General features: G+C 63.6%; 21 protein-coding genes. 11 read left to right on the forward strand and 10 right to left on the reverse strand.

What is annotated here, in order from left to right; all coding sequences use genetic code 11:
- Nucleotides 1-4 precede the first annotated feature (4 nt).
- Nucleotides 5-1,324 carry a peptidylprolyl isomerase gene (locus SZ64_RS01965; RefSeq protein WP_082384698.1) on the reverse strand — a complete coding sequence of 440 codons (1,320 nt, stop codon included), beginning with the start codon at nt 1,322-1,324 and terminating at the stop codon, nt 5-7.
- Between the two features lie 223 nt (nt 1,325-1,547).
- Nucleotides 1,548-3,839, reverse strand: coding sequence for an LPS assembly protein LptD (gene lptD / locus SZ64_RS01970; RefSeq protein WP_082384401.1), 2,292 nt, complete (start codon nt 3,837-3,839; stop codon nt 1,548-1,550).
- 118 nt (nt 3,840-3,957) lie between these two features.
- On the opposite strand from lptD, the gene SZ64_RS01975 reads away from it, so the two are divergent.
- The 4 genes from SZ64_RS01975 (at nt 3,958) to ndk (ending at nt 7,004) form a co-directional block, all read left to right on the forward strand.
- On the forward strand, nt 3,958-5,421 hold the full coding sequence (locus SZ64_RS01975; protein ID WP_054529291.1) for a leucyl aminopeptidase: 1,464 nt from the start codon (nt 3,958-3,960) through the stop codon (nt 5,419-5,421).
- A 16-nt stretch (nt 5,422-5,437) separates the two neighbouring features.
- Nucleotides 5,438-5,875: a DNA polymerase III subunit chi gene (locus tag SZ64_RS01980; RefSeq protein ID WP_054529292.1), complete on the forward strand. Its 438-nt coding sequence runs from the start codon at nt 5,438-5,440 to the stop codon at nt 5,873-5,875.
- 79 nt (nt 5,876-5,954) lie between these two features.
- Nucleotides 5,955-6,455 carry a hypothetical protein gene (locus SZ64_RS01985; protein ID WP_054529293.1) on the forward strand — a complete coding sequence of 167 codons (501 nt, stop codon included), beginning with the start codon at nt 5,955-5,957 and terminating at the stop codon, nt 6,453-6,455.
- 126 nt (nt 6,456-6,581) lie between these two features.
- The gene (ndk, locus tag SZ64_RS01990) at nt 6,582-7,004 is read left to right on the forward strand and encodes a nucleoside-diphosphate kinase (protein WP_054529294.1); all 423 of its coding nucleotides are present in this window, start codon (nt 6,582-6,584) and stop codon (nt 7,002-7,004) included.
- Nucleotides 7,005-7,086: 82 nt separating this feature from the next.
- Here ndk and SZ64_RS01995 read toward each other — a convergent pair whose 3' ends face one another.
- From SZ64_RS01995 to purM, 4 genes are all read right to left on the reverse strand, one after another.
- Entirely contained in the window at nt 7,087-7,704 is a 618-nt protein-coding gene (locus SZ64_RS01995; RefSeq protein WP_054529295.1) for a MarR family winged helix-turn-helix transcriptional regulator, read from the reverse strand.
- Nucleotides 7,705-7,974: 270 nt separating this feature from the next.
- Complete coding sequence (locus SZ64_RS02000) at nt 7,975-9,171, reverse strand: sulfotransferase (RefSeq protein WP_054529296.1); 1,197 nt, start codon at nt 9,169-9,171, stop codon at nt 7,975-7,977.
- A 4-nt stretch (nt 9,172-9,175) separates the two neighbouring features.
- The gene (gene purN / locus SZ64_RS02005) at nt 9,176-10,126 is read right to left on the reverse strand and encodes a phosphoribosylglycinamide formyltransferase (protein WP_054529297.1); all 951 of its coding nucleotides are present in this window, start codon (nt 10,124-10,126) and stop codon (nt 9,176-9,178) included.
- A 146-nt stretch (nt 10,127-10,272) separates the two neighbouring features.
- On the reverse strand, nt 10,273-11,379 hold the full coding sequence (purM, locus tag SZ64_RS02010) for a phosphoribosylformylglycinamidine cyclo-ligase (protein ID WP_054529298.1): 1,107 nt from the start codon (nt 11,377-11,379) through the stop codon (nt 10,273-10,275).
- A 72-nt stretch (nt 11,380-11,451) separates the two neighbouring features.
- Between purM and SZ64_RS02015 the strand changes: the two genes are divergently transcribed.
- Genes SZ64_RS02015 through SZ64_RS02030 form a run of 4 tightly spaced genes read left to right on the forward strand, consistent with a single transcriptional unit; the run spans nt 11,452 to nt 14,455 of the window.
- Nucleotides 11,452-12,744, forward strand: coding sequence for a heavy-metal-associated domain-containing protein (locus SZ64_RS02015; protein WP_241772962.1), 1,293 nt, complete (start codon nt 11,452-11,454; stop codon nt 12,742-12,744).
- A 3-nt stretch (nt 12,745-12,747) separates the two neighbouring features.
- Nucleotides 12,748-13,359: a hypothetical protein gene (locus SZ64_RS02020; RefSeq protein ID WP_054529299.1), complete on the forward strand. Its 612-nt coding sequence runs from the start codon at nt 12,748-12,750 to the stop codon at nt 13,357-13,359.
- 29 nt (nt 13,360-13,388) lie between these two features.
- Nucleotides 13,389-14,099, forward strand: coding sequence for a serine O-acetyltransferase EpsC (epsC, locus tag SZ64_RS02025; protein WP_054529300.1), 711 nt, complete (start codon nt 13,389-13,391; stop codon nt 14,097-14,099).
- A complete protein-coding gene (locus tag SZ64_RS02030) occupies nt 14,099-14,455 on the forward strand; it encodes a DUF2794 domain-containing protein (RefSeq protein WP_054529301.1) in 357 nt (118 codons plus the stop codon). The genes epsC and SZ64_RS02030 overlap by 1 nt, the downstream gene beginning before the upstream one ends.
- 17 nt (nt 14,456-14,472) lie before the next feature.
- On the opposite strand, the gene SZ64_RS02035 is transcribed toward SZ64_RS02030, so the two are convergent.
- The 3 genes from SZ64_RS02035 to SZ64_RS02045 all read right to left on the reverse strand — a co-directional run bounded on the left by SZ64_RS02035 (nt 14,473) and on the right by SZ64_RS02045 (nt 16,806).
- On the reverse strand, nt 14,473-15,135 hold the full coding sequence (locus tag SZ64_RS02035; RefSeq protein WP_054529302.1) for a DUF4328 domain-containing protein: 663 nt from the start codon (nt 15,133-15,135) through the stop codon (nt 14,473-14,475).
- Between the two features lie 21 nt (nt 15,136-15,156).
- Complete coding sequence (locus SZ64_RS02040; protein WP_054529303.1) at nt 15,157-15,807, reverse strand: DUF4328 domain-containing protein; 651 nt, start codon at nt 15,805-15,807, stop codon at nt 15,157-15,159.
- Between the two features lie 87 nt (nt 15,808-15,894).
- Nucleotides 15,895-16,806, reverse strand: a complete 912-nt coding sequence (locus SZ64_RS02045; RefSeq protein ID WP_054529304.1) for an SDR family NAD(P)-dependent oxidoreductase — start codon at nt 16,804-16,806, stop codon at nt 15,895-15,897.
- Between the two features lie 303 nt (nt 16,807-17,109).
- On the opposite strand from SZ64_RS02045, the gene SZ64_RS02050 reads away from it, so the two are divergent.
- Complete coding sequence (locus tag SZ64_RS02050; RefSeq protein ID WP_054529305.1) at nt 17,110-18,246, forward strand: porin; 1,137 nt, start codon at nt 17,110-17,112, stop codon at nt 18,244-18,246.
- A 220-nt stretch (nt 18,247-18,466) separates the two neighbouring features.
- Here SZ64_RS02050 and SZ64_RS02055 read toward each other — a convergent pair whose 3' ends face one another.
- Nucleotides 18,467-19,132 carry an HAD family hydrolase gene (locus tag SZ64_RS02055; RefSeq protein WP_054532047.1) on the reverse strand — a complete coding sequence of 222 codons (666 nt, stop codon included), beginning with the start codon at nt 19,130-19,132 and terminating at the stop codon, nt 18,467-18,469.
- A gap of 62 nt (nt 19,133-19,194) precedes the next feature.
- Between SZ64_RS02055 and glmU the strand changes: the two genes are divergently transcribed.
- Both glmU and SZ64_RS02065 read left to right on the forward strand, forming a co-directional pair.
- A complete protein-coding gene (gene glmU / locus SZ64_RS02060; RefSeq protein WP_054532048.1) occupies nt 19,195-20,559 on the forward strand; it encodes a bifunctional UDP-N-acetylglucosamine diphosphorylase/glucosamine-1-phosphate N-acetyltransferase GlmU in 1,365 nt (454 codons plus the stop codon).
- 28 nt (nt 20,560-20,587) lie between these two features.
- A complete protein-coding gene (locus SZ64_RS02065) occupies nt 20,588-21,418 on the forward strand; it encodes a TIGR00266 family protein (protein ID WP_054529306.1) in 831 nt (276 codons plus the stop codon).
- The last annotated feature ends 14 nt before the right edge of the window (nt 21,419-21,432 follow it).

The following is a 21,432-nucleotide window of genomic DNA, read 5'->3' on the forward strand; positions in this document are numbered from 1 at the left end:
CGGCTCAGTTATACTCGATGATCGCGTCGCGACGAAGGTCGCGCAGGTAACGCTGGGCGCGCTTGCTGATGCGATCGTCTTCAAGCTGGTTCATCAGCTGCTGGAAGGTGGGGCCGCTATCCACTTCCGGATCGTCGCGGCCGCAAAGCATCAGCACGCGCACGCCATCCTGCACCGAACCGAAGGGCGGGGTGCTCTGGCCGACAGAGAGCTTCAGGAGGATGTCCTGCAGCGCCTCGGGCAGGGCGCGTGCCGCGATCTGATCGTTGGAGACCACATCAGCGCCAATTTCCTTCGCAACCGATTCCGCATCGCCGCAGCCGCGCATCCGGGCGACACCTGCGTTGAACTGGCTGATCTTCGGTTCCGCGTCCGCCTCTGAAGTGCCAGCGGGGAAGCTGATCGAAATCTGCTTGAGGCTGAGCGTCGCGTCGCGAGGATCGGCCGTGAGAACCTGGCGCTTGTCGATCAGGTAGAGCAGCGAGAAGCCGCCGGGAACCTTCACCGGGCCGACAAGCTGGCCGGGCTGCATCTGGCGCGCAGCGGAAGCAAGTTCGGCGGGAAGCAGCGGCAGGCGAATCCAGCCAAGATCGCCGCCGACGGCAGCGCTGGAAGCTTGCGAGAACTGGCGCGCATAGGCCACGAAGCTGCCGCCCTGCTGCAGCTGGTCCATGATCTTGCGGCCGTTTTCGGCAACTGCCTGCTCGTTTTCAGCCGTGGCGGGGAGGTAGATTTCGCCGATGCGATATTCTTCGGTGCCCTTGGCGGCCTTCAGGCGATCGAGCAGTTCGTTCACCTCTTCTTCGGACACGCTGATGAAGGGCTGGATATTGCGCTGCTGGATGCGCTGCCAGGCCAGTTCGCCTTCGATCTGGCGCTTGAGCGAGCCGGGCGAGGATCCGATCTTCTTGAGATAGGTATCGAGTTCGGTCTTGCTCTGGCCGAAATTCTGGGTGGCAACACGCTCATAGGTCTGATCGACCTCGGCCTTGCTCACTTCGATCTCAAGGGCCTTGGCTTCCTGAATCTGCAGCGTTTCGTCGATCAGGTTGCGCAGCACCTGCAACTTGAGACGCTGATGTTCTTCCGCCGAGACTTCCTGCTTGTTGGCATCGAGGATCAGCGCCACGCGCTGGTCGATATCCGTGCCGGTAATGACGAAGCCGTTCACCACCGCTGTCGCCTTGCGCAGGTTCGGGTCTTCCTTGCCCAGCAGGGTGATGGAAGATGGCAGGTTGAACGGATCGGAGCTGTCAGCGGTTTCGCTCTGGGCGTGGAGGGCAGTGACGCCTGCAAGCGCGGTCCCGGCGACAAGTGCCGCCATGGTGATGCCGCGCCCGGTATTCAGCAGATTCTTGACCGATTTGATCACGCACTAATTCCCGTCAGCGGCGCGTATCCGCGCCTTTCGTAGCTGTCTTCCGGTTCGCCTTTTGCTGCTTAACCGAAGCTGAGCGTCCCCTGCAGTGAGCGGCGGATAGCGCGTTTGCGCATCCATGCCAACGCCGGAGGGCGCGTGGTGGCACTACAACGTCCCGGCGCGGGAATCAGAAGCCCAGATTCTTGAGTGCGATATGCACCTGGAATGTGTTGCCCTTGCGCGCATCGCCGCTGGCCACATAGTCGCGCCGCCAGGTGAAGCCCAGTTCCAGGCAGTCATCCGCATAGGCCACGCCAAGGCGCGTGCGCAGCGGTTCGAAACCGTCGGAAGTCAGCGTCGGGTCTTCGTTGCGGTCGGTCAGGTTGATGACCGCAGAACCGAAAGCGGACCAGTATTTGGCAAAGGCCACGCGGCCGGCAACGCGCAGTTCCTCGCGATCCTGCAAATCCTCGATGTCCACGGCAATGTCGCGGTTCAGGCGCAGATAGCCAGCTTCGAAATAAGTGCGGTTGGAACCGACCGTAAGGTCGAACTCGTTGCGGCGGACGGCCAGATTATCCTTGTCCAGCCGGAAGCGGTGCGTGACCTTGAGGAAATCCTTGTAGCGCACTTCCGTGCGGCCCACGAAGTCAGACACGCGTTCCGAAATGCCGGTGCCATCGGGCAGCAGGGTCGGGTCCGTCGTCAGGCGATAGGACTGGCCGATGGTCGTCTTGATCTTCAGGCCAGGCCGGTTGAACTGCCAGTCAAACCCGTAAGTGAAGCGCACACCGTCTTCCACCCGGTCGTAACCGGGGAAGCGGTTGAGCGCGAAGAGGTTGGAATCTTCAAGGTCAATGGCGCGGGCATCTTCGTTCGGCACGGCCAGATTGCGGATTGGCGGGCTTGCCACCACCTGCACGCGGGGCGTGAATACCTGCGTTCCGCCAAGGAATTCGCCCACGAAGGGCCATTTCACATCCACCGCGCCCAGTGCCACGCCGCGCGCCTGCCAGCCCGGATCGCCCTGATAGATGACGGTGGAGGTCAGCTCGTTCTGATCGGAATGATAGACATCGCCGCGCAGCAGCGCTGTCAGGGTCACTTCCTGCCCCATGGAGGTGATGCGGCGCATGTCCCATTGCGCACCGGCAAAGGCGCGCTGCGTATCCTGCCCGTTGGTGCGGGTGATCGCCAGGCTGTTGAGTTGCAACTGCACCTTGCCGCCCAGCACGGGATCGTCGATGCGGCGGCGGTAATCGATCATCGGCAGGACGATCGGCACCTGCCCCTGCGGGTCGCCATAGCGCAGCGTCTGCGTGGCCCAGCCCTGAATGGTAAGATAGGAATCGTCGTCGATCCGCTCGACATTGAAGGTGGAGCGCAACCGGTCATCGCGGCTGATGTCGTAACGGCGCAGGAAGGTGCGGTCGCTCGCCACGCGGGCAGACGCGGTCACGCTCCATTCGGGTGAAAGCTGGAAGCGGCCATTGCCGAAGAAATATCCGCGCCAGTCCTGCTGGGTAATCGTGTCCGTTTCCGGACCGATGGGAATGCGGGCGCTGCGCGTGGCATAGCCGGTGATCTGGAAGGCGCCCTTGTCCAGCAGAGCGCGATATTGCGCGCTCACCATGGGCGGGGCCTCGGTGTAGACATAGCCCGACACCAGCAGATCCTGATTGTCGGCCAGCCGGTGGTAATAACTCTGGCTGATTTCCACGCCATTGGACGGGGAAACACGCAGGTTGGGGATCATCAGGCCGGAAATCGCCCGGCCGTCCGTTGCCACTTCGAGACGGGGGATCGGGATCAGCCGCGCGCCGAACATTTCCAGCATTGCGCCTTTGAAGCGCACGCGATTGGCTTCCGGATCGTAGATCACCCGTTCAGCCACGATCCGCCAGCTTGGCGTTCGCGGGCAGCCATTGTCGTCTTCCACGGCACAGGCCGAATAGGCCGCTTGAGACAGCACCACTGTGCCGTCTTCGGCGCGTTCGCCGGAACTGGCTGCAAGGCGGCCACCCTCGCGCAGGGCGAGCAGCATGTTCTGCATCGCCCCCACCTTCAGATCGTCCGTCAGGGTGAGGTTATCGGTGTAGAGCACATTGCCGTCGCCATCGACGAAGCGGATGTTGCCCGATGCCGCGATATTGTTCGCCTTGCGATCCCAGGTAACCTGATCGGCACGCACGGATTGTTCGCCGCTGCGCATAATGACATTGCCAGAGGCAGTGACGATGTCGTTATCCGTGTCGTAGCTCAGCTCGTTCGCTTCGAAGGCGACTTCGCGCTGTTCTTCCGCCTCCTGCCCGGCAGGGCTGGCTTCGCCACCATCCTGCGCATGGGCGGGCAGGGCATGGCCCAGCGCTACGGCGGCCAGCGCCAGCGCGGCGGCGCGCAGGCGGGTGCCTTGCGAGGCGGACGCGGCCGTAGCGCAACAGAAAGGAGCATGCAGCGGGTGCTGCGAAGGAGGGGCCATGACTTGCCTATCGCACTGGCGGGTCTTAACTGCAACGATACGCATCACGCGCGGCGCAAGGACATATCGCCCTGCCGCATACTGACCCGAGCCGCATTTCGCCATACCCGGAGTATCCATGAAGTTCACATTCTCCACTGCCGCCGAAAGCCAGCTTCCCCGCCTGCGTGCCATGGCGATCGATCAGGACGGGCTGCCCGCCGATCTTGAAGCTTCGGTGGTGGAAGGCGCCAAGGCGGCGCGTTTCAGCGGCAAGGCAGGCCAGATCTTCGAAACTTTCGTGGAACGCGATGGGGCGGTGCTGCGCCTCGCACTGGCAGGTACGGGCCTGACCGGCGCATCGGATCGCGATGCTGCGATGGAACTGGCCGGTGCCGCGCTGGCAACCCGTTTCCTCACTTCGGGCGAGACGGCGATGGCGCTCGATCTGTCGCGCTCCGGCCTTTCCGCCTCGCAGGCTGCCTCGGTTCTGCTGGGCCTGCGGCTGCGCAGCTGGCGCCACGATGCCTATCGCACGCGCCTGAAGGACGAGCAGAAAGTCAGCCTCGGCGAAGTGGTGGTAACGTCCGCGCCGGAAGGCACCGAAGCTGCGTGGGCTGTGTTGCAGGCGCTGGCTGAGGGCGTGGAATTCACGCGTGAACTGGTCACCGAACCGGCCAACATCATTTACCCGGAAAGCTTCGTCGAACGCTGCCAGGCCCGTTTCGCAGGCACTGGTGCGGAACTGACCGTGCTGGACGAAGCCGAAATGGCCGCGCTGGGCATGGGCGCGCTGTTGGGCGTGGCGCAGGGTTCCGCCCGCAAGCCGCGCCTGCTGGCGGTGAAGTGGAATGGCGGCAAGCCGGGTGAAAAGCCGTTGGCCTTCGTCGGCAAGGGTGTCACTTTCGACACGGGCGGCATTTCGCTCAAGCCCGCGGCGGGCATGGAGGAAATGAAGTGGGACATGGGCGGCGCCGGTGCCGTGGCTGGCGCGATGCTGGCCATTGTGAAGCGCAAGGCTGCGGCCAATGTCATCGGCGTAATGGGGCTGGTGGAAAACATGCCCGACGGCAACGCGCAGCGCCCCGGTGACGTGGTTACATCCATGTCGGGCCAGACGGTGGAAGTCATCAACACCGACGCCGAAGGGCGGCTGGTGCTGTGTGACGTGTTGACCTGGGTGCAGCGCGAACATGCGCCTTCTGCCATCGTGGACCTTGCCACGCTGACCGGTGCGATGGTGATTACGCTCGGCCACGAGCAGGCCGGGCTGTTCTCCAACAATGATACGCTGGCCGGAAACCTCGTTGCGGCAGGCGATGCGAGCGGCGACAGGCTGTGGCGCATGCCGCTCGGCCCCGCTTACGACAAGCTGATCGACAGCCCGATCGCCGACATGAAGAATGTCGGCCCGCGTTATGGCGGCTCGATCACGGCGGCGCAGTTCCTGCAGCGCTATATCGAAAACGGCACTCCCTGGGCGCATCTCGACATTGCCGGCATGGCCTGGGCCGACAAGCCCGGCGCCACATGGGACAAGGGCGCGACCGGCTATGGCGTGCGCCTGCTGGACCGCTACGTCCGCAACGTGATCGAAGGCTGATCGCGGGCGGGAGGCGATGCGGGTCGATTTCTACCAACTGGGCACCGAGGCGGCAGAGCGGGCAATCCCGCTGCTGGCCGCCAAGGTGCGTCAGGCGGGGGAGCGGCTGCTGGTCGTCTCGCAGGAAGAGGCGCAATTGCGCGCCGTTTCCGCTGCCCTGTGGGCCGAGGCAGGGGAGGAATTCCTTGCCCACGGCTTTGCAGGGGAAGCGCATGCGGATCGTCAACCGATCCTGCTGGCTCCATCTTGCGAAGCGGCGAACGGGGCGCGGATGGTGATGTTTGCCGACGGGTTGTGGCGGGATGAAGGGACCGGCTTCGGCCGCGCCTTTCTGCTGTTCGGCGATGACGGCATCGAAGGTGCGCGCGGTGCATGGCGCAGTCTCGGTACGGCCACGGAAGTGGAGCGCCGCTTCTGGAAACGCGAAAACGGGCGCTGGCGCGAGGGTCCGTAGCGGCAAAGCGAGCGTTGCGGGGGTTGACCTGCAAAGCGCCTCCACAGACAAATCCCCTGCATCAAACAGGGAGTGGGAAATGCGCAATCTGGTGATCCTGTACGGCGCGCTGGCGCTGGCCGCCTGCGGCTCCGAAAAATCCGGAACGATCGAAACCAAGGACGGGACGACCGAATACACCGTCGACAATTCGGGCGATGGCGGATCGATGACGATCAAGACCAAGGACGGGGAATTCAATGTCCAGTCCGGTTCTGACGCTTCTGCTGCCGGCCTGCCGGACGGTTTCACTGTCTATCCCGGCGCGGAAGTGGTGACGAATGCCAGGATGAGCAGCGATACCGGCAGCAACAACAATCTGGTGATGAGTACCAGCGCTTCTCCCGATCAGGTGGTGGATTTCTACACCAAGCAGGCGAAGGCCGCTGGCGTAGAGATCGAAACCGAAATGAAGATGGACAAGGTCCGCATTGTTGGCGGCAAGTCGAAGGATGGCCTGACTTTTACGGTCCACACCTCACCCAATGACGATGGGAAGACATCGGTCAGCCTTGGGCTGAGCCGCGAGAAGGCGAAATAGGCAGTCTTCCAGAGGGGCAGGGGCATCGCTTGCTCTTGCCCCGACGGTCCGGGGGCGCTAGGGGCGCGCGCGAAATCCATACGAGGGCGCGCCCGGTGCCTTTGAACTCGCATAAGGAACAATCCCATGGCGGTTACCCGCACCTTCTCGATCATCAAGCCCGACGCCACCCGTCGTAACCTGACCGGCGCCGTCACCAAGATGCTGGAAGAAGCCGGCCTGCGCGTCGTCGCTTCCAAGCGCATCCACATGAGCCGCGAACAGGCCGAAGGCTTCTACGCGGTCCACAAGGAACGCCCCTTCTTCGGCGAACTGGTCGAATTCATGATCAGCGGCCCGGTCGTCGTGCAGGTGCTGGAAGGCGAAGACGCCGTGAAGCGCAACCGCGACATCATGGGCGCCACGAACCCCGCCAATGCCGAGCCGGGCACCATCCGCAAGGAACTGGCCGAATCGATCGAAGCCAATTCGGTCCATGGTTCGGACTCGGATGAAAATGCGGCGATCGAAATCGCCTTCTTCTTCAAGCCGGAAGAAATCGTCGGCTGAACCGGCCTTCAGGCTGAACGAGACTAAGGGCCGTCCTTCAGGGCGGCCCTTTTTCGTTGGCGACATGTCGAACCCGTCTCGCTCAGGGCGGGGGCAGATTATTGGCCCATTCGCGCAGTCCAATGTAAAATTCATCCAGCGCCGCGCGGGTCTTGCCGGTCAGCCGGTGGAGCTTGCGCCTGCGGTCCGCATGGTCGGGCAAATCGTCGATCAGGCGTAAATCCGCCAGCCGCTTCAGCGCCATGTAGAAGGCGCCAGGCGAAGTGTCCGATCGGGCGAGGAGTTCGCCTGTCGTCAGGCATTCCTCGTCATAGAGCCAGAGCAGGATCTGAAACTCGCCGGAAAAGACCTTGGTCCGCAACAGATCCTGCAATCGCGTGACCGAGCCGAAAATTCCCTTTTCCGCGTCAGCCCGACGCCCGCAGGGTTCCCACATCACCGGAAAGCGCAGTTCCTGCGTCAGAATGTCATGGGTGTCGGTACTCAGTCGCCAGGTGCGACGGCGGCCATCCGCATCGTCCCGTTCCCAGCCAATCAATTGCCGCGCGGCGAGATTGCCGAGTGATTTCTGGAAGGTGGCGAGGGCCACATGGCATCTGGACGAAAGCTCACCCGAAGTGGCGGAGCTGTTTTCAAAAAGTTCGAGGAGAATCTGATATTCGCAGGACAGAACCCTGATTCCAAGGTTCTCTGCGATCATATCTGCAAGAACGCTCTTGCTACGGGCCAGCACAAATCAACTCGCACATCTTGTCATAAGGTTGCCTCACTTGCCGAAATACCAGAGCTTCGCCATGAATTTTGCAGCTAAATTTTGCACTGGAATGTGACCGGTGCGACGCCCAGTAAAGTGCGGCGACCCGCCGGTAACGGCAAGTGGGTAACTGCCCGGTCCAGTGATGGGCCGGGCTTCTTTCTTCCACGCCATTCGATTCACAACAGCCTGGCGTTCAGAATTTGCGCGCCCGTATCAGGCCGACTGGAAGGCGCGCATATCATCGGCATGGCGCATATGGGGCGAAGTGCCCGCGCGCCTTTGTTCGCGATGCATGGCGGCGATGGCGCGGTCCGACAGATCCAGTTCGAGCCTGCGATAGATGGAAGCCATCGCCATTTCCCAGTCCAGTTCGAAGGCGTGGAAGTCCACGCGCGCAAGGGGGCCGCGGAACCCGGTCAGGGCAGCTTCGGCCCGCTGTTCACGCAGAGCGATCTTGCGCTGCCATTCCTGCTCAATCCAGCCCAACTCCACTGCGTCAGACTGGATAGTCATCTGGTTGGCCACCAGTGATACGGCGCTGCGCGCCACGTCGCGCGCCGCGCGATGGGTCACGATGGCGCGGGCATTGGGGAACTGGGCGAACAGGGCGGGCAGGTCTTCCGCGAATTGGGGCACCTTCATCACGCGCGGGCGGCGGGCATTGCCGTGCCGAGCCGCGTCAGTCGCCAGAATGCGGGCGAACTCCCGATAGACGGGCGCGGGATCGCGCTGTTCGCTGAAACGGGTGAAACTGGGCACGTGCCACTGGGCTTCATAGGCGCAATGGTTCAGCGCGCTGGCCAGCCAGCCCAGTTCCTCATCCGCACGGCCCGCGCCGAAGGGATGGATGGAATCGATCCACGGGTCGATCCGCCGCGCACCCAACAACATGCAGGCAGAGCGCAGGGCGCGAAAGTCCGGCATTTCCGGCACGGGGTTCCAGCTATCGCAAAAGCGTGTGCTGGAATGGGCGGGATCGGCGGCGAGCAGGCGATGGATACGCGTGGTGCCCGCGCGCATCTGTCCGATGACGAGGATGGGCGGCGCCAGCCGGGTGCGGGCAAGGCGGGGATTGCGTTCCCACAGCCGCCCTAGCCGCAGGCGCTGGCTCAGCACGCGCACCAACTGACCGTGAGCGACTGCCTCGCCCAGCGGGTTGAGGCGCGCTTCTGCCACGAGGGCCTCAGTCAGCACTTCAAGCCTTAGGCGGAAATCAGCCGCATCTTCCTCGCACCGACCGCCAATTTCGCTGCCGCCGCGCACGGAGCGGTAGGCCTTGCGCCACAGGGCCTCGGGGTCCAGCGGTGGGCGGGAGAGCATTCCCTTGCGCCATGCACTGTCCAGCCACTCATTGATCCGGTCGATCAGCGGCGCGCGGGCCAGAGGGTGGATGCGGGGGCAGCGCGCCATGGCCCTAGAACTCCGCTGCCGCGTTTATCAGGCCGGAAAGCTTCTTGGGCGCCACCGAATGCCAGCTTGCCGCAAGCCTTTCGGCCACTTCGTCCCAGTCGGTGTCGCCCAGATCCAGCCGCAGGCCGATCCAGCCATCGCCGAAATAGGCGGGGCGGTAATAGCGGTTCTCGTCATGCTCGATCAGCATGGCCTGCTCCTCGGCGCCGCTGATTTTCACCAGCAGGGCCGTCTTTCCGTCGCCATGGTGGTTCATCGAGACATAGGCGAATTTCTTGCCGCCCGCGATACCGAAACAGGGCATCCCGTGGGAAAGCACTTCATCCGCATCGGGCAGGGCAAGGGCGCGTGCGCGCACCTGCCCGGCCAGCCATTCCGGATCGACTTCGCGCCCGACATAGGCGTTCAGCACTCGCGAATAGAGCTGGTGTTCGGCGATCAGCACCCGCTTCGCCAGCGAGTCTTCCGTATCGCCGGGAATGATTGCAACTTCCGCCTGCCCCAGAATCTCGCCCGCATCGAGTTCCGCCGTCACCAGATGGACAGTGGCCCCTGCATGGCTGTCCCCCGCTTCCAGCGCGCGGGCATGGGTATGCAGGCCCTTGTATTTCGGCAACAGGGAAGGGTGGATGTTGAGCATCCGGCCTTCCCAGCGGCGCACGAAATCCGCGCCCAGCACGCGCATATAGCCTGCCAGCGCGACATGGGTGGCGCCTGCTTCACGGATGGCCCGGTCCATCGAATCTTCGTGAACTGCGCGCTCCATTTCCTTGTGGGAAAGGGCAAAAGTGGGAATGCCTTCGGCCTCCGCCAGCTTCAGTCCGCCAGCTTCGGGATCGTTGCTGGCGACGAGCACAACATCGTAAGCCGCATCGTTCATGCGGCTGGCATAGAGTAGCGCGGCCATATTTGTACCGCTGCCGGAAATCAGGATCGCGACCCGGGCCCGTGTCATCCCACGCGCCTCAACCTGCCGGGTCGGCCGCTATGCAACATCTTGAAGCCCTCCCCTTTCGGGCAGACTTTGCGGCAGGAAGCGCACTTGCACAAGCACGGGATTTATACGCGGCTTCGCCGGAAGCGCGTGGTTGCCGCCACGAATCATGCCAGATGGCTGGCTTCCCATGCTTCTGACGCGCCCCAGATACCCGCCGCGCCGCGCACGGTGCAGCCGCGTTCGCCCGCCTCGATGCTGCCGATGCGGAACAATGTTTCCCCGCGCGAGGCAAGCTCTGCCGTCACTTCCTCCACCTGCGCCTCGTCCACAGCCAGCACCATGCCGATGCCGCAGTTGAAGGTGCGGGCCATTTCGCCGGGCACGATATTGCCCTGATTCTGCAGGAAACCCATCAGCGCGGTTTGCTCCCAGCTTCCAGCGTCGATCACCGCATGGGCGCCCTTGGGCAGCACGCGGGGGACGTTCTCCAGCAGGCCGCCGCCAGTGATGTGTGCCAGAGCGGCGATCTTGCCGCCGCGGATCGTGGGTAGCAGGCTCTGCACGTAAATCCGGGTCGGCTCGATCAGATAGTCGATCAGCAGGCGCGAAGAATCGAACGGTGCCGGTTCGGCCAGCTTCCAGGCAAGATCGGTCGCCAGGCGGCGGACCAGTGAATAGCCGTTGGAATGAACGCCCGAACTGGCAAGGCCCAGCAGCACCTGCCCCGGCGCGACCTTGTCGCCCGTGAGCTGTTCGCCGCGCTCCACTGCGCCCACGCAGAAGCCGGCCAGATCATATTCGCCATCGGCATACATGCCCGGCATTTCAGCCGTTTCGCCGCCGATCAGCGCGCAGCGCGCAATGCGGCAGCCATCGGCGATCCCGGCAATCACGCGTTCGGCAACACCGGTATCCAGCTTGCCGGTGGCGAAATAGTCGAGGAAGAACAGCGGTTCCGCGCCCTGAACGATCAGATCGTTCACGCACATGGCCACAAGGTCGATCCCGATCGTGTCATGCCGGTCATGGTCGATGGCCAGCTTCACCTTGGTGCCCACGCCGTCATTGCCGGCCACAAGCAGTGGATCCTTGTAGCCGGCCGCGCGCGGATCGAAGAAACCGCCGAAGCCGCCCAGTTCAGAATCCGCGCCGGGCCGCGCTGTGGCCTTCACCAGAGGGCCGATTGCCTTGACCAGCGCATTGCCGGCGTCGATCGAAACACCGGCCTGTTCGTAGGTATAGGAGCCGGTCGAGGGTTTGCTGGACGTCATGGAAAAGGCCTTTGGCGCATTCGCGCTTGGATTTCCATGTCCCTTTGGGCAAAAGGCGCGCGGTTTCCACTAATGACCACTTTTGCAGCAACCTTTCGTCCCACGATGGACCGCCCGGCAAGCTGGATTGCGGCGCTGGGGGCGTTTGGCCTGGCGATCGTGGCCGGAACTGCGCTGATTGCGCAGGTTTCCGGGGATCGCGGCATCGCGCCCGTGGCCAGCAGCACCGATATTTCCATCGGCGGAATCGAAGTGAACGCCACCGGCCGGAATGCCGACGATGCGCGTCGCAACGGCTGGCTGCAGGCCGAACGCAAGGCCTGGGAAAAGCTCGGCGGCCCGAAGATGAGCGATTCCGACATCGATTCGATGGTTTCCGCCGTCGTGATCGAGAGCGAGCAGATCGGCCCGCGCCGCTATATCGCGCGGCTGGGCGTGGTATTCGACAGGACCAAGGCCGGCCCGATGTTGAGCGGGCAGGGCGGCCCGGCGGTCCGTTCCGCGCCGATGCTGACGATTCCCGTCCTCAAATCGGGCGGAACCTACACCGTCTACGAAGTGCGTAATGTGTGGCAGCGCGCCTGGGCGGAATATCAGGCCGGGCGCAGCGCGATCGATTATGTCCGCCCATCCGGCGCAGGCGGTGATTCGCTGCTGGTGAATTACGGCCAGATCGGGCGCCGCAGCCGCAGCTGGTGGCGCAATGTGCTCGACGCTTTCGGTGCGGCCGATGTGATCGTGCCGGTTGCCCAGCTTGACCGGCAATGGCCCGGCGGCCCGGTGACGGGCACTTTCACGGCTCGCTATGGTCCGGATGACCGGTTCCTTGAGACCTTTACTCTCTCCGCCCGGAATGAAGACGAGGTTCCGGCGATGCTGAACAAGGCGATAGCCCGCTTCGACCAGATCTACACCGCCGCGCTCAATGCCGGCCATCTGCGCCCCGATCCCAGCCTGCGGACTGACAGGGTGACGCTGGATCCCACGGTGGCGGCGCTGATCGCGGCCGAGCGCGATGCGCAGAGTGCGGAAGCCGCGGCGGCTGCCGCAGCCGCTGCCGCCGCTACAGCGGAAAGCGCGGCCCTGCCAGGCGAGACCTTGCCCGGCCCGCCGCCTGCGGCAGCTGTGGTGAACAGCTTCGTCGTCCAGTTCACTACGCCTAGTGCGGCGGCGGTCGATTCCGGCCTTGCTTCGGTGCGCGGCACTCCCGGTGTGCGCGGCGCAGCCACCAGCAGCATGGCCATCGGCGGCGTTTCCGTGATGCGGGTCAGCTATGGTGGCGATCTGGCCGGGCTGGCGGCGGCCCTGCGCGCGCGCGGCTGGACCGTGAACCAGAGCGGCAATTCGCTGAGCATCAGCCGCTAAGCCATGAGCCAGATTGCATTGCCATTGCGTGGCGGGCTGGGAGCCGGCCCCGCGCGGATCGTGGTCGGCAACGCGAATGCGCCGATATTCGATGCGCTGGCCACCCCGCAGAACTGGCCTTTCCGCACTGCCATCCTCGCCGGGGCGCCGCGTTCGGGCAAATCGCTGATTGCGCGCTGGTTTGCCGAACAGGGCGTGGGCGAGGCAGTCGACGATGCGGACCGGATGGACGAGACCGAGCTGTTCCACCGTTGGAATCGCGCGCAGGAAAGCGGCACGCCACTGCTGCTGACCACAGGGAACGAGGGATGGGACATCGCCTTGCCCGATCTGCGATCGCGCATGGGGGCGGCGCTGAATCTCGAACTGGGCGAGCCGGATGACGATATGGCCGCCGCGCTGATCCTTGCCCATGCGCAGCTGCGCGGGCTTGTTCTGGGCGAAGGAGCCACCACATATCTCGTGCCCCGCGCAGAGCGCAGCTTTGCCGGGATAGAGAAACTTGTCGCGGCGATTGACCGGATCAGCCTGGAGCGGAAACAGCCTGCCACGCTCTCGATCTGGCGCGATGCGCTGGAGGCCGTTGTCGGCGCAGAGCAGCCTCGCTTGCTTTGAGCGGGATTTTGAGGGAGAATCAGGGGGCTATGTTCGACCGGTTGAAGACCTACCTGGATTCCATCCACGCACGCGATCCCGCGCCGCGTTCGCGTTGGGAAATCCTGCTTTATCCGGGTGTATGGGCGCTGTTCTACCACCGCATCGCGCATTGGCTGTTCAAGGGGCACATGTACTTCCTTGCCCGGCTCGTGAACCACTGGTCGCGCTGGCTGACGGCCATCGACATCCATCCGGGCGCGAAGATCGGGAAGAACTTCTTCATCGATCATGGCTTCACCGTGATCGGTGAGACGGCCGAGATCGGTGATAATGTAACGATCTACCAATGTGTTACGCTTGGAGGCACCAATCCGACCAATGGCAAGGGCGGCAAGCGCCACCCGACGCTGTGCGACAATGTGATTATCGGTTCCGGCGCGCAGATCATCGGCCCGATCACTGTGGGCGAGCGTGCCCGCGTGGGCGCCAATGCGGTAGTGACGGACGATGTGCCCGAAGGTGCGACCATGATCGGGCTGAAGGCCCGCTCCACTCTGGTGCCCGCTGAGACCTGGCTGCGCGAATTCATTCCCTATGGCACGCCCTGCGACGAGCCTTGCGAGCCGAGCAGCAGTCGCCAGCGGCTCGAAACGCTCGAAGCGCAGATTTCCGAAATGAAGGCCGAACTCGATGCCCTGCGCGCGGTGAGCGCGGCGGCTGAACAGGGCACGGCCAAGCTGAACGGCACGGATAGCTGATGGCGTCGGTTCCGGGCGGGCCTTCGGTTGTTCCCTTTCCCGGGCGGGCGCCCAATCAGGTCGGCTTCGAAAGGGCTGAACTTCAGCGCATTCTCGATCTCTATGGCCGCATGGTCGCCGCTGGCGAATGGCGCGATTACGCGATGGATTTCACCAAGGAATTTGCTGCATTTTCCGCTTTCCGCCGCGCCGCCGAATATCCGCAGGCCCGGATCGAGAAGCGGCCCGCCCTGCGCACCCGGCAGGGCATGTGGACGCTCTATGGCGAACAGGGGCAGGTTCTGAAGCGCGGCCATGAACTGGCCGGAGTGCTTGCCCCGATCGAGCGGCGGCTGGTGAAGATCGTGGAAGGCTGAAGGGCCTTCCCCGCCGGTCAGGCGAAGGTTTCCGCAATCCCCGCGAAGGATCGCTGTGCTGCCGTGATCGCGCCGATCACCCGCCACAGGAACCACGCGGCAGCGATTATCAGCGTCGTGCCGAACAGCGCCATCAGCAGCTGAATGAAGATGGGCGCGGTGATCATCAGCGCTCCGCCGGTCAACAGGGCCAGTAAAGGCACCAGCGCGGTGAAAGTGCTGACGCAGCCCCCGCCGATATAGCAGGCCCACCACGAGGTAACGTCAGCCGCGCTTTCATCCGCGTGGTCTTCGTTCTCGCCCAGACTGCGGTTGTAAAGCTCGCGCATGGCCAGAAATGGCACGAACAGATTGGCGATGGGCACGAAGAAGCTCAGCGCCGCCCATGTGGGCGAATGGCGCAGGCCGGAAAGTCCGATAAGCTGTAGATTGGCCCATGCGCGATAGACCCACAGGGGCACTGCGATGACGGCGGCAAGCACCAGCAGCACGCGTAGCAGGGCAAGCACGCCCAGACTGGTAAGCACTAGGGTAATGGTCGGCGTGGCCGACGTCATGAACATGGTATATGCCAGCTGTACCAGCACAGTCAGCGCCAGCAGGGCTGCTGCCGCGGCCACCAGCCATTGCGCCAGCTTTGCGCGAACCGCCAGCGAAGCAAGGCCTTCATTGATCGTCATAGTGCGCCCCCGCAAATTCGATTAGCTAAATGCTTCCTGCACCTGCAGGTGATTGCGCTGTCCTTCGACCACTTCGCGCACGATAGCGCGCAGGAACCAAGCGGCGGCAGCAAGCAGCAATCCGCTAATCGCGCTGAGCACGAGGGCCAACGAACCGTCCGCATCCGCCCCGGCCAATGTCATGCGGAAGCTGATATTGCCCAGTATGTTGCCCGAAACCCAGAAGGCCCACCATGTGGCCACCGTGGACGGGCTGGGCGCGCCATAGGCATTGCTGGTGCCGTGGCTTTCGTTCCACAGTTCCTTCATCGCCTGAAACGGCTTGAACAGGTTCATGATCGGAATGAAGAACCACCCGACCGACCAGCCGGGCGAAAATTCCAGATCGGGCGCGCCCGCAGCGCGCAGATTGTCATGCGCGCGATAGATCCACAGGCTGACAAGCACGATGGAAATTATGAATGCCACTGCATAGGCCAGATCGATTGCACCGAAGACAAGGCTGAGTGAGCTCAGTTCAAGCCCCTCGAAGTCGATGACCCTGCCGACTTCGAGCATGTCGCTCAGCACGGTGCCCAGTGACAGGGCCAGAACGGCCCAGATCGCGACGGATACCGCCTTCGTGCGCCGTTCAAGCAGCGCCAAACCTTCGGAAAATGGCATTGCCGCCATGTCATACCCCCCTGTCCCCGAGGGGGGTATGATGCAACCGGCTTTGCTGGACAATTCCCTAAGGGATTTCCAGTAGTGAGGCCCGGATCAGCTGCCCGAAGCGGCCTTCTGGATTGCCGCCAGCACGCGCTGGGTCTGTTCCATGCCCGATACCGGCACGAAGTCGCCTTCGCGGTTGGAAATCTGGTCCCAGTGAGCGGCGAAGCCTTCCACGCTGCGCTCGCCTTCAGGCAGGATCACCGGTGTGTTCATCGTGACCCACGCCGAGTGATAGCCGCCAGCGCCCGCGCCAACGATCACATTGTTCGGCGCATCTTCGCTGACGAGGAAAAGGGCGGCGGGCACCACGTTTTCGGGGGCGAACATCGGGAAGATCTGCTCCGGAATGATGTCCTCGGTCATGCGCGTGGCGGCCAGCGGGGCCAGAGTGTTGACCTTGATATTGTATTTCGCACCTTCCAGATGCAGCGTCTTGGCAAGGCCCGCCAGGCCCAGCTTGGCCGCGCCGTAATTGGCCTGGCCGAAATTGCCGAACAGGCCTGAAGAGCTGGCCGTCATCATGATGCGGCCGTAATTCTGCTCGCGCATCAGTTCCCAGCAGGCCTTGGTGGCATAGGCGGAACCGAACAGGTGGACCTTCACCACGAATTCGAAATCATCCGGCTCCATCTTGGCGAAGCTCTTGTCGCGAAGGACGCCGGCATTGTTGATGAGGACGTGAACGCCGCCCCATGCCTCTTTGGCCTTGGCGACCATTTCGGCCATCTGGTCATATTCGGTGACGGATGCGCCGTTGGACATAGCCTCGCCACCGGCGGCCTTGATCTCTTCCACTACCTGCAGTGCGGCGTCGGAATGGCCGGTGCCATCGCGCGCGCCGCCCAGATCGTTCACGACCACCTTTGCGCCGCGCTTCGCGAGTTCGAGCGCATAGGCGCGGCCGAGGCCCCCGCCTGCGCCGGTGACGATGGCAACGCGACCTTCGAAGGAAATGGACATGGCATGCTCTCCGCAAAAGGATGGGCGGGCTGTGCCGGTCTGGGCGGTAGCCGCGCCGCGAACAGGGGCGGGATGGCACGGCTTTGCAGGGGTTTCAACCACCCGCTTAAAGAGGCACGATGCCGTAGCGGCAGGGGGAATATAAGTTTGTCATACAAGAGTCTTAAATGTGACCTAGAGGCGCCTCCGAAATGTCATAAACAGAATCGGAAACGACAGATCGTGGGTGCAAATATTCGTAAAACCGCCGTTTCAGGCGTTGTTCTCGCTACCTTGGGTGGGCTGGCGAATCCTTCCGTTGCGATGGCGCAGGACGGCAGCGACTGGTCGCTGGAGCCGCGCGGGCGCTTGCAGATCGACGCGGGCTGGGTCGATGCCGATCCGGCAGTTGAAGCCGCAGCCAATGCCGTGACGCCGGGCGGGCTGGATGCAGATATCGAAGTGCGCCGCGCCTATCTGGGCGTTGACGGCAAGATGCCGGGCAATCTGGGTTTCCGCATCGAAGGCGAATTTGCCGCGCCGTTCGACGGCGGCACTGTGACCTGGACCGATGCCTATCTCTATTGGGACGCGGCAAAGAACCTGCGCGTCACGCTGGGCAACCACAAGCCGTTCTGGGGCCTGGAGGAACTGACCAGCGATCTGTTCCCCTCCATGGCGGAACGCGCCGCGATCAACACCGCTTTCGGTAATGAACGCCGCGTGGGCCTGAGCGCGGCCTATACGACTGGCGACGTGCTGCTGCAGGGCGGCGCCTTTACCGACGATCTGGATAGCTTGCTGGGCAATAACGATCGCGGCCACAGCTTTGACGGACGCGTGGTCTACATGCCCAAGCTGGGCGGCGGGCAATTGCATCTGGGCGGATCGGCCCATATCCGCAGCTTCGACGATCCGGCCAGCATCCGCTATTCGGTGCGGCCCTTCATCCATAATGCGGATACGAAATTCGCCAACACCGGCTCGATCACCGGCGCCACTGGCGAGGCGAGCTACGGGCTGGAAGCGGCATGGCTCAAGGGCCCGCTGCACATCGCGGCGGAAACCCGCTGGCAGCATGTGAACCGCACAGCCGCGCTGGTGGAGCCGACCTTCTTCGGCGGCTATGTCGAGGCAGGCTATTTCCTGACCAAGGGCGATGGCCGGCGTTACAAGGGCGGCACCTTCGAACGGGTAAAACCGGTCAAGCCACTGGGCAAGGGCGGCATCGGCGCGGTGCAGGTGAATGTCCGCTACGATTATCTCGATCTGGTGGACGGACCGATCGTGGGCGGCAAGCAGAACGGCTATGAAGTCTCGCTGATCTGGACGCCAACCTCGCGCACGCGCTTCATCGCCAATTACGGCCGCATGGAATACGATCAGGCTGCCATCGCGGTGGGTGCTGACCGGTCCTATGGCGTGGATGCCTTCGGGATGCGCGCGCAGTTCGACTTCTGATGGGGCGAGCCGGGAAGAGGACAGGTTGCCTCTTCCGACCTTGTCATCCCGGCCTTGTGCCGGAACCGCATTGATCGGGGCGCCCAAGAACTTCGTCATTCCCGCAGAGGCGGGAATCCAGTTCGACGGTTGCAGCTGGATTCCCGCCTGCGCGGGAATGACAAGGGTTTAGGAGCCAAGCTCACAACGGTCCCAGATCAAGCCTGGGGCGGTGAAGCCGTTACAGCCCCCTCAGCGCGGGCAGCAGCTCGTCGTAATGGTCGATCACCATGTCGGCGCCCAGTTCGGGAACTGGTATGTCGTGATAGCCGAAGCTGAGCGCCACGGACGGAACCCCGGCGGCTTTGGCCGCCCGCACGTCGAACGACGAATCGCCCACCATGGCAAAGCGTCCGCCGCCGCAGCGGGCCATTGCTTCCTGCACTGTATCCGGGTGGGGCTTGGCGCGCGGCAGGGTGTCGCCGCCGATCACGCACTGGAAACGCCCCAGCATGTCCAGCTCCTTCAGCAGCAGCAGCGAAAGCGCCTCGGGCTTGTTGGTCACGACCGCAAGGCCCACGCCCAGTTCGGTCAGCCGGTCCAGCGCGTCAAGGCAGCCGGGATAGGGGCGCGAATGGACTGAGATATTGGCGGCGTAATGGGCGATCAGCCTGGGATAGAGTTCCTCGAATTCCTCATCGGGAATCTGGCCGCCGGTCTGGTCCAGCGCGCGCTTCAGCATCAGGCGCGAACCGCCGCCGATCAGGGATTCGACGCTTTCCAGCGGCACGGGTGCCCGCCCGATCAGGGCGAGGGCATGGTTCACCGCCACGCCGAGATCGCCCTGCGTATCTACCAGCGTGCCGTCGAGGTCGAAGCCGATTGCGGCGAAAGGAACTGTGGTCATCGCGGCTCCCTCTGCCGCGCCCATATGGAAACCGCAACAAAATGGTGGCATGCCCCGGCACCATGAGTGACGCCAAACGCCCCATCGCCGCCATCGTGCTTGCCGCAGGCAAGGGCACCAGGATGAAGAGCGATATCCACAAGGTTCTCCACCCCGTAGCCGGAAGGCCGATGATCGAGCATTTGCTCGCCTCGCTGGCCGAACTGGCGCCGGAACGCACGGTGGTGATCGTGGGCGATCTGCGCGACCAGTTGAAGGATGCGCTGGGTGGCCGTGTGGAAATGGCCGTGCAGGATCCACAGCTGGGCACCGGCCACGCAGTGCAGCAGGCCGAAGGCGCGCTGGGCGGTTTCGCGGGCGATGTGCTGATCCTCTATGGCGATGTGCCCTTCGTGCGCCCCGAAACCATGTGCGCCATGGCGGAACGGTTGAACGAGGGTGATGCGCCTGCCGTGGTGGTGCTGGGCTTCGAACCGGCTGATCCGCTGCAATATGGCCGCGTGATTGCCGAAGGTGGCTCCATCAGCAAGATGGTGGAATTCAAGGACGCCAGCGAGGCGGAGCGTGCGGTGCGCCTGTGCAATTCCGGCCTGATGGCCGTGCGCGGGGAAGAATTGTTCGGCCTGCTTCACCGGGTGAAGAACGACAATGCCCAGCGCGAATATTATTTGCCGGATATCGTGAACCTCGCGCTCGCCGATGGCCGCCCCTGTGCCGTGGTTGTCGCTGAGGATGCGGACGAAGTGGCGGGCATCAACAGCCGCGCCGAATTGGCCGAGGCGGAAGCCCGCTGGCAGAAGCGCCGTCGTGCGCAGGCCATGGCGGATGGCGCCACGCTGACCGCGCCCGATACGGTGTTCTTCAGCTGGGATACGCAGCTGGGCCGCGATGTGCTGGTGGGACCCAATGTGATCTTCGGCCCCGGCGTTTCCGTGGCGGACAAGGCCCGCATCCGCGCCTTCAGCCATCTGGAAGGCGCGACGCTGGCCAGCGGCACCGAAGTCGGCCCCTATGCCCGCCTGCGCCCCGGCGCGAAGGTGGAAGAAGGCGCCAAGGTGGGCAATTTCGTGGAGATGAAGAATGCCGTGCTCGGCCCCGGCGCCAAGGCCAATCACTTGACCTATCTGGGCGATGCGGAAGTGGGGGCAGGCGCCAATATCGGCGCGGGCACCATCACCTGCAATTACGATGGCTATTTCAAATATAAGACCGTGATCGGCCCGCGCGCCTTCATCGGATCGAACAGTGCCCTGATCGCCCCGGTCAAGATCGGTGCCGACGCCATCGTGGCCGCAGGCAGTGCGGTGACGCGCGACGTGGCCGAAGGCGAATTGCGCATGGTCCGCGCCGAGCAATTGGTGAAGCCCGGCTGGGCCGACCAGTTCCATGACGCGATGAAGAAGAAAAAGGCCGAAAAGGCCAAGTAAGCCCCCGTTTTCCTTTCCGGAGAGAAATATGAGCCAGAGCCCCTGGAGCCATAGCCGCAATTCGTCCGTCGCCGACGATGTCGATTTCGAGATCAAGGGCCAGGAACTGCAATTCGTCGAGATCGAACTCGATCCGGGCGAAAGCGCCGTGGCGGAAGCCGGGGCGATGGTGTGGAAGGATGCCCATGTCGAAATGTCCACCGTCTTCGGCGATGGCAGCGGCGATCAGGGCGGCGGCTTCATGGGCAAGCTGCTGGGCGCAGGCAAGAGGCTGGTAACGGGCGAGAGCCTGTTCACTACCGTCTTCACGCATCAGGGGCAGGGCAAGGCGCGGGTCGCCTTCGCGGCGCCGGTGCCGGGCTCCATCCTGCCGATCAAGCTGGACGAAGTGGGCGGCACTCTGATCTGCCAGAAGGATGCCTTCCTTGCCGCCGCGCGCGGCGTTTCCATCGGCATTCACTTCCAGCAGAAGATCATGACCGGCCTGTTCGGCGGTGAAGGCTTCATCATGCAGCGGCTGGATGGCGATGGCTGGGTGTTCGTCCAGATGGGCGGCACGGTGGTGGAACGCACGCTTGCGCCCGGCGAGGAACTGCATATCGATACGGGCTGCGTTGCGGCCTATACGTCCGGAGTGGATTTCGACGTGATCCGCGCAGGATCGATCAAGTCGATGATATTCGGCGGGGAGGGCGTGTTCTTCGCCCGGCTGCGCGGGCCTGGCAAGGTGTGGATCCAGTCTATGCCCTTCTCCCGCCTCGCCGGCCGCATGCGCGCGGCGCTCGGCCCGATGGGCGGCCAGAACCGGGGCGAAGGCTCCGTACTGGGCGGGCTGGGCAATCTGCTCGACGGGGATTGATGGCCGGGCGGACG

This window comes from Erythrobacter sp. SG61-1L (assembly GCF_001305965.1).
Taxonomy (GTDB): domain Bacteria; phylum Pseudomonadota; class Alphaproteobacteria; order Sphingomonadales; family Sphingomonadaceae; genus Andeanibacterium.

Coding starts and splice junctions, on each gene's coding strand:
- SZ64_RS01965 (WP_082384698.1), bottom strand. CDS start 1,324: ATGGCGGCACTTGTCGCCGGGACCGCGCTTGCAGGCGTCACTGCCCTC.
- lptD (WP_082384401.1), bottom strand. CDS start 3,839: ATGGCCCCTCCTTCGCAGCACCCGCTGCATGCTCCTTTCTGTTGCGCT.
- SZ64_RS01975 (WP_054529291.1), top strand. CDS start 3,958: ATGAAGTTCACATTCTCCACTGCCGCCGAAAGCCAGCTTCCCCGCCTG.
- SZ64_RS01980 (WP_054529292.1), top strand. CDS start 5,438: ATGCGGGTCGATTTCTACCAACTGGGCACCGAGGCGGCAGAGCGGGCA.
- SZ64_RS01985 (WP_054529293.1), top strand. CDS start 5,955: ATGCGCAATCTGGTGATCCTGTACGGCGCGCTGGCGCTGGCCGCCTGC.
- ndk (WP_054529294.1), top strand. CDS start 6,582: ATGGCGGTTACCCGCACCTTCTCGATCATCAAGCCCGACGCCACCCGT.
- SZ64_RS01995 (WP_054529295.1), bottom strand. CDS start 7,704: ATGATCGCAGAGAACCTTGGAATCAGGGTTCTGTCCTGCGAATATCAG.
- SZ64_RS02000 (WP_054529296.1), bottom strand. CDS start 9,171: ATGGCGCGCTGCCCCCGCATCCACCCTCTGGCCCGCGCGCCGCTGATC.
- purN (WP_054529297.1), bottom strand. CDS start 10,126: ATGACACGGGCCCGGGTCGCGATCCTGATTTCCGGCAGCGGTACAAAT.
- purM (WP_054529298.1), bottom strand. CDS start 11,379: ATGACGTCCAGCAAACCCTCGACCGGCTCCTATACCTACGAACAGGCC.
- SZ64_RS02015 (WP_241772962.1), top strand. CDS start 11,452: ATGACCACTTTTGCAGCAACCTTTCGTCCCACGATGGACCGCCCGGCA.
- SZ64_RS02020 (WP_054529299.1), top strand. CDS start 12,748: ATGAGCCAGATTGCATTGCCATTGCGTGGCGGGCTGGGAGCCGGCCCC.
- epsC (WP_054529300.1), top strand. CDS start 13,389: ATGTTCGACCGGTTGAAGACCTACCTGGATTCCATCCACGCACGCGAT.
- SZ64_RS02030 (WP_054529301.1), top strand. CDS start 14,099: ATGGCGTCGGTTCCGGGCGGGCCTTCGGTTGTTCCCTTTCCCGGGCGG.
- SZ64_RS02035 (WP_054529302.1), bottom strand. CDS start 15,135: ATGACGATCAATGAAGGCCTTGCTTCGCTGGCGGTTCGCGCAAAGCTG.
- SZ64_RS02040 (WP_054529303.1), bottom strand. CDS start 15,807: ATGGCGGCAATGCCATTTTCCGAAGGTTTGGCGCTGCTTGAACGGCGC.
- SZ64_RS02045 (WP_054529304.1), bottom strand. CDS start 16,806: ATGTCCATTTCCTTCGAAGGTCGCGTTGCCATCGTCACCGGCGCAGGC.
- SZ64_RS02050 (WP_054529305.1), top strand. CDS start 17,110: ATGGCGCAGGACGGCAGCGACTGGTCGCTGGAGCCGCGCGGGCGCTTG.
- SZ64_RS02055 (WP_054532047.1), bottom strand. CDS start 19,132: ATGACCACAGTTCCTTTCGCCGCAATCGGCTTCGACCTCGACGGCACG.
- glmU (WP_054532048.1), top strand. CDS start 19,195: ATGAGTGACGCCAAACGCCCCATCGCCGCCATCGTGCTTGCCGCAGGC.
- SZ64_RS02065 (WP_054529306.1), top strand. CDS start 20,588: ATGAGCCAGAGCCCCTGGAGCCATAGCCGCAATTCGTCCGTCGCCGAC.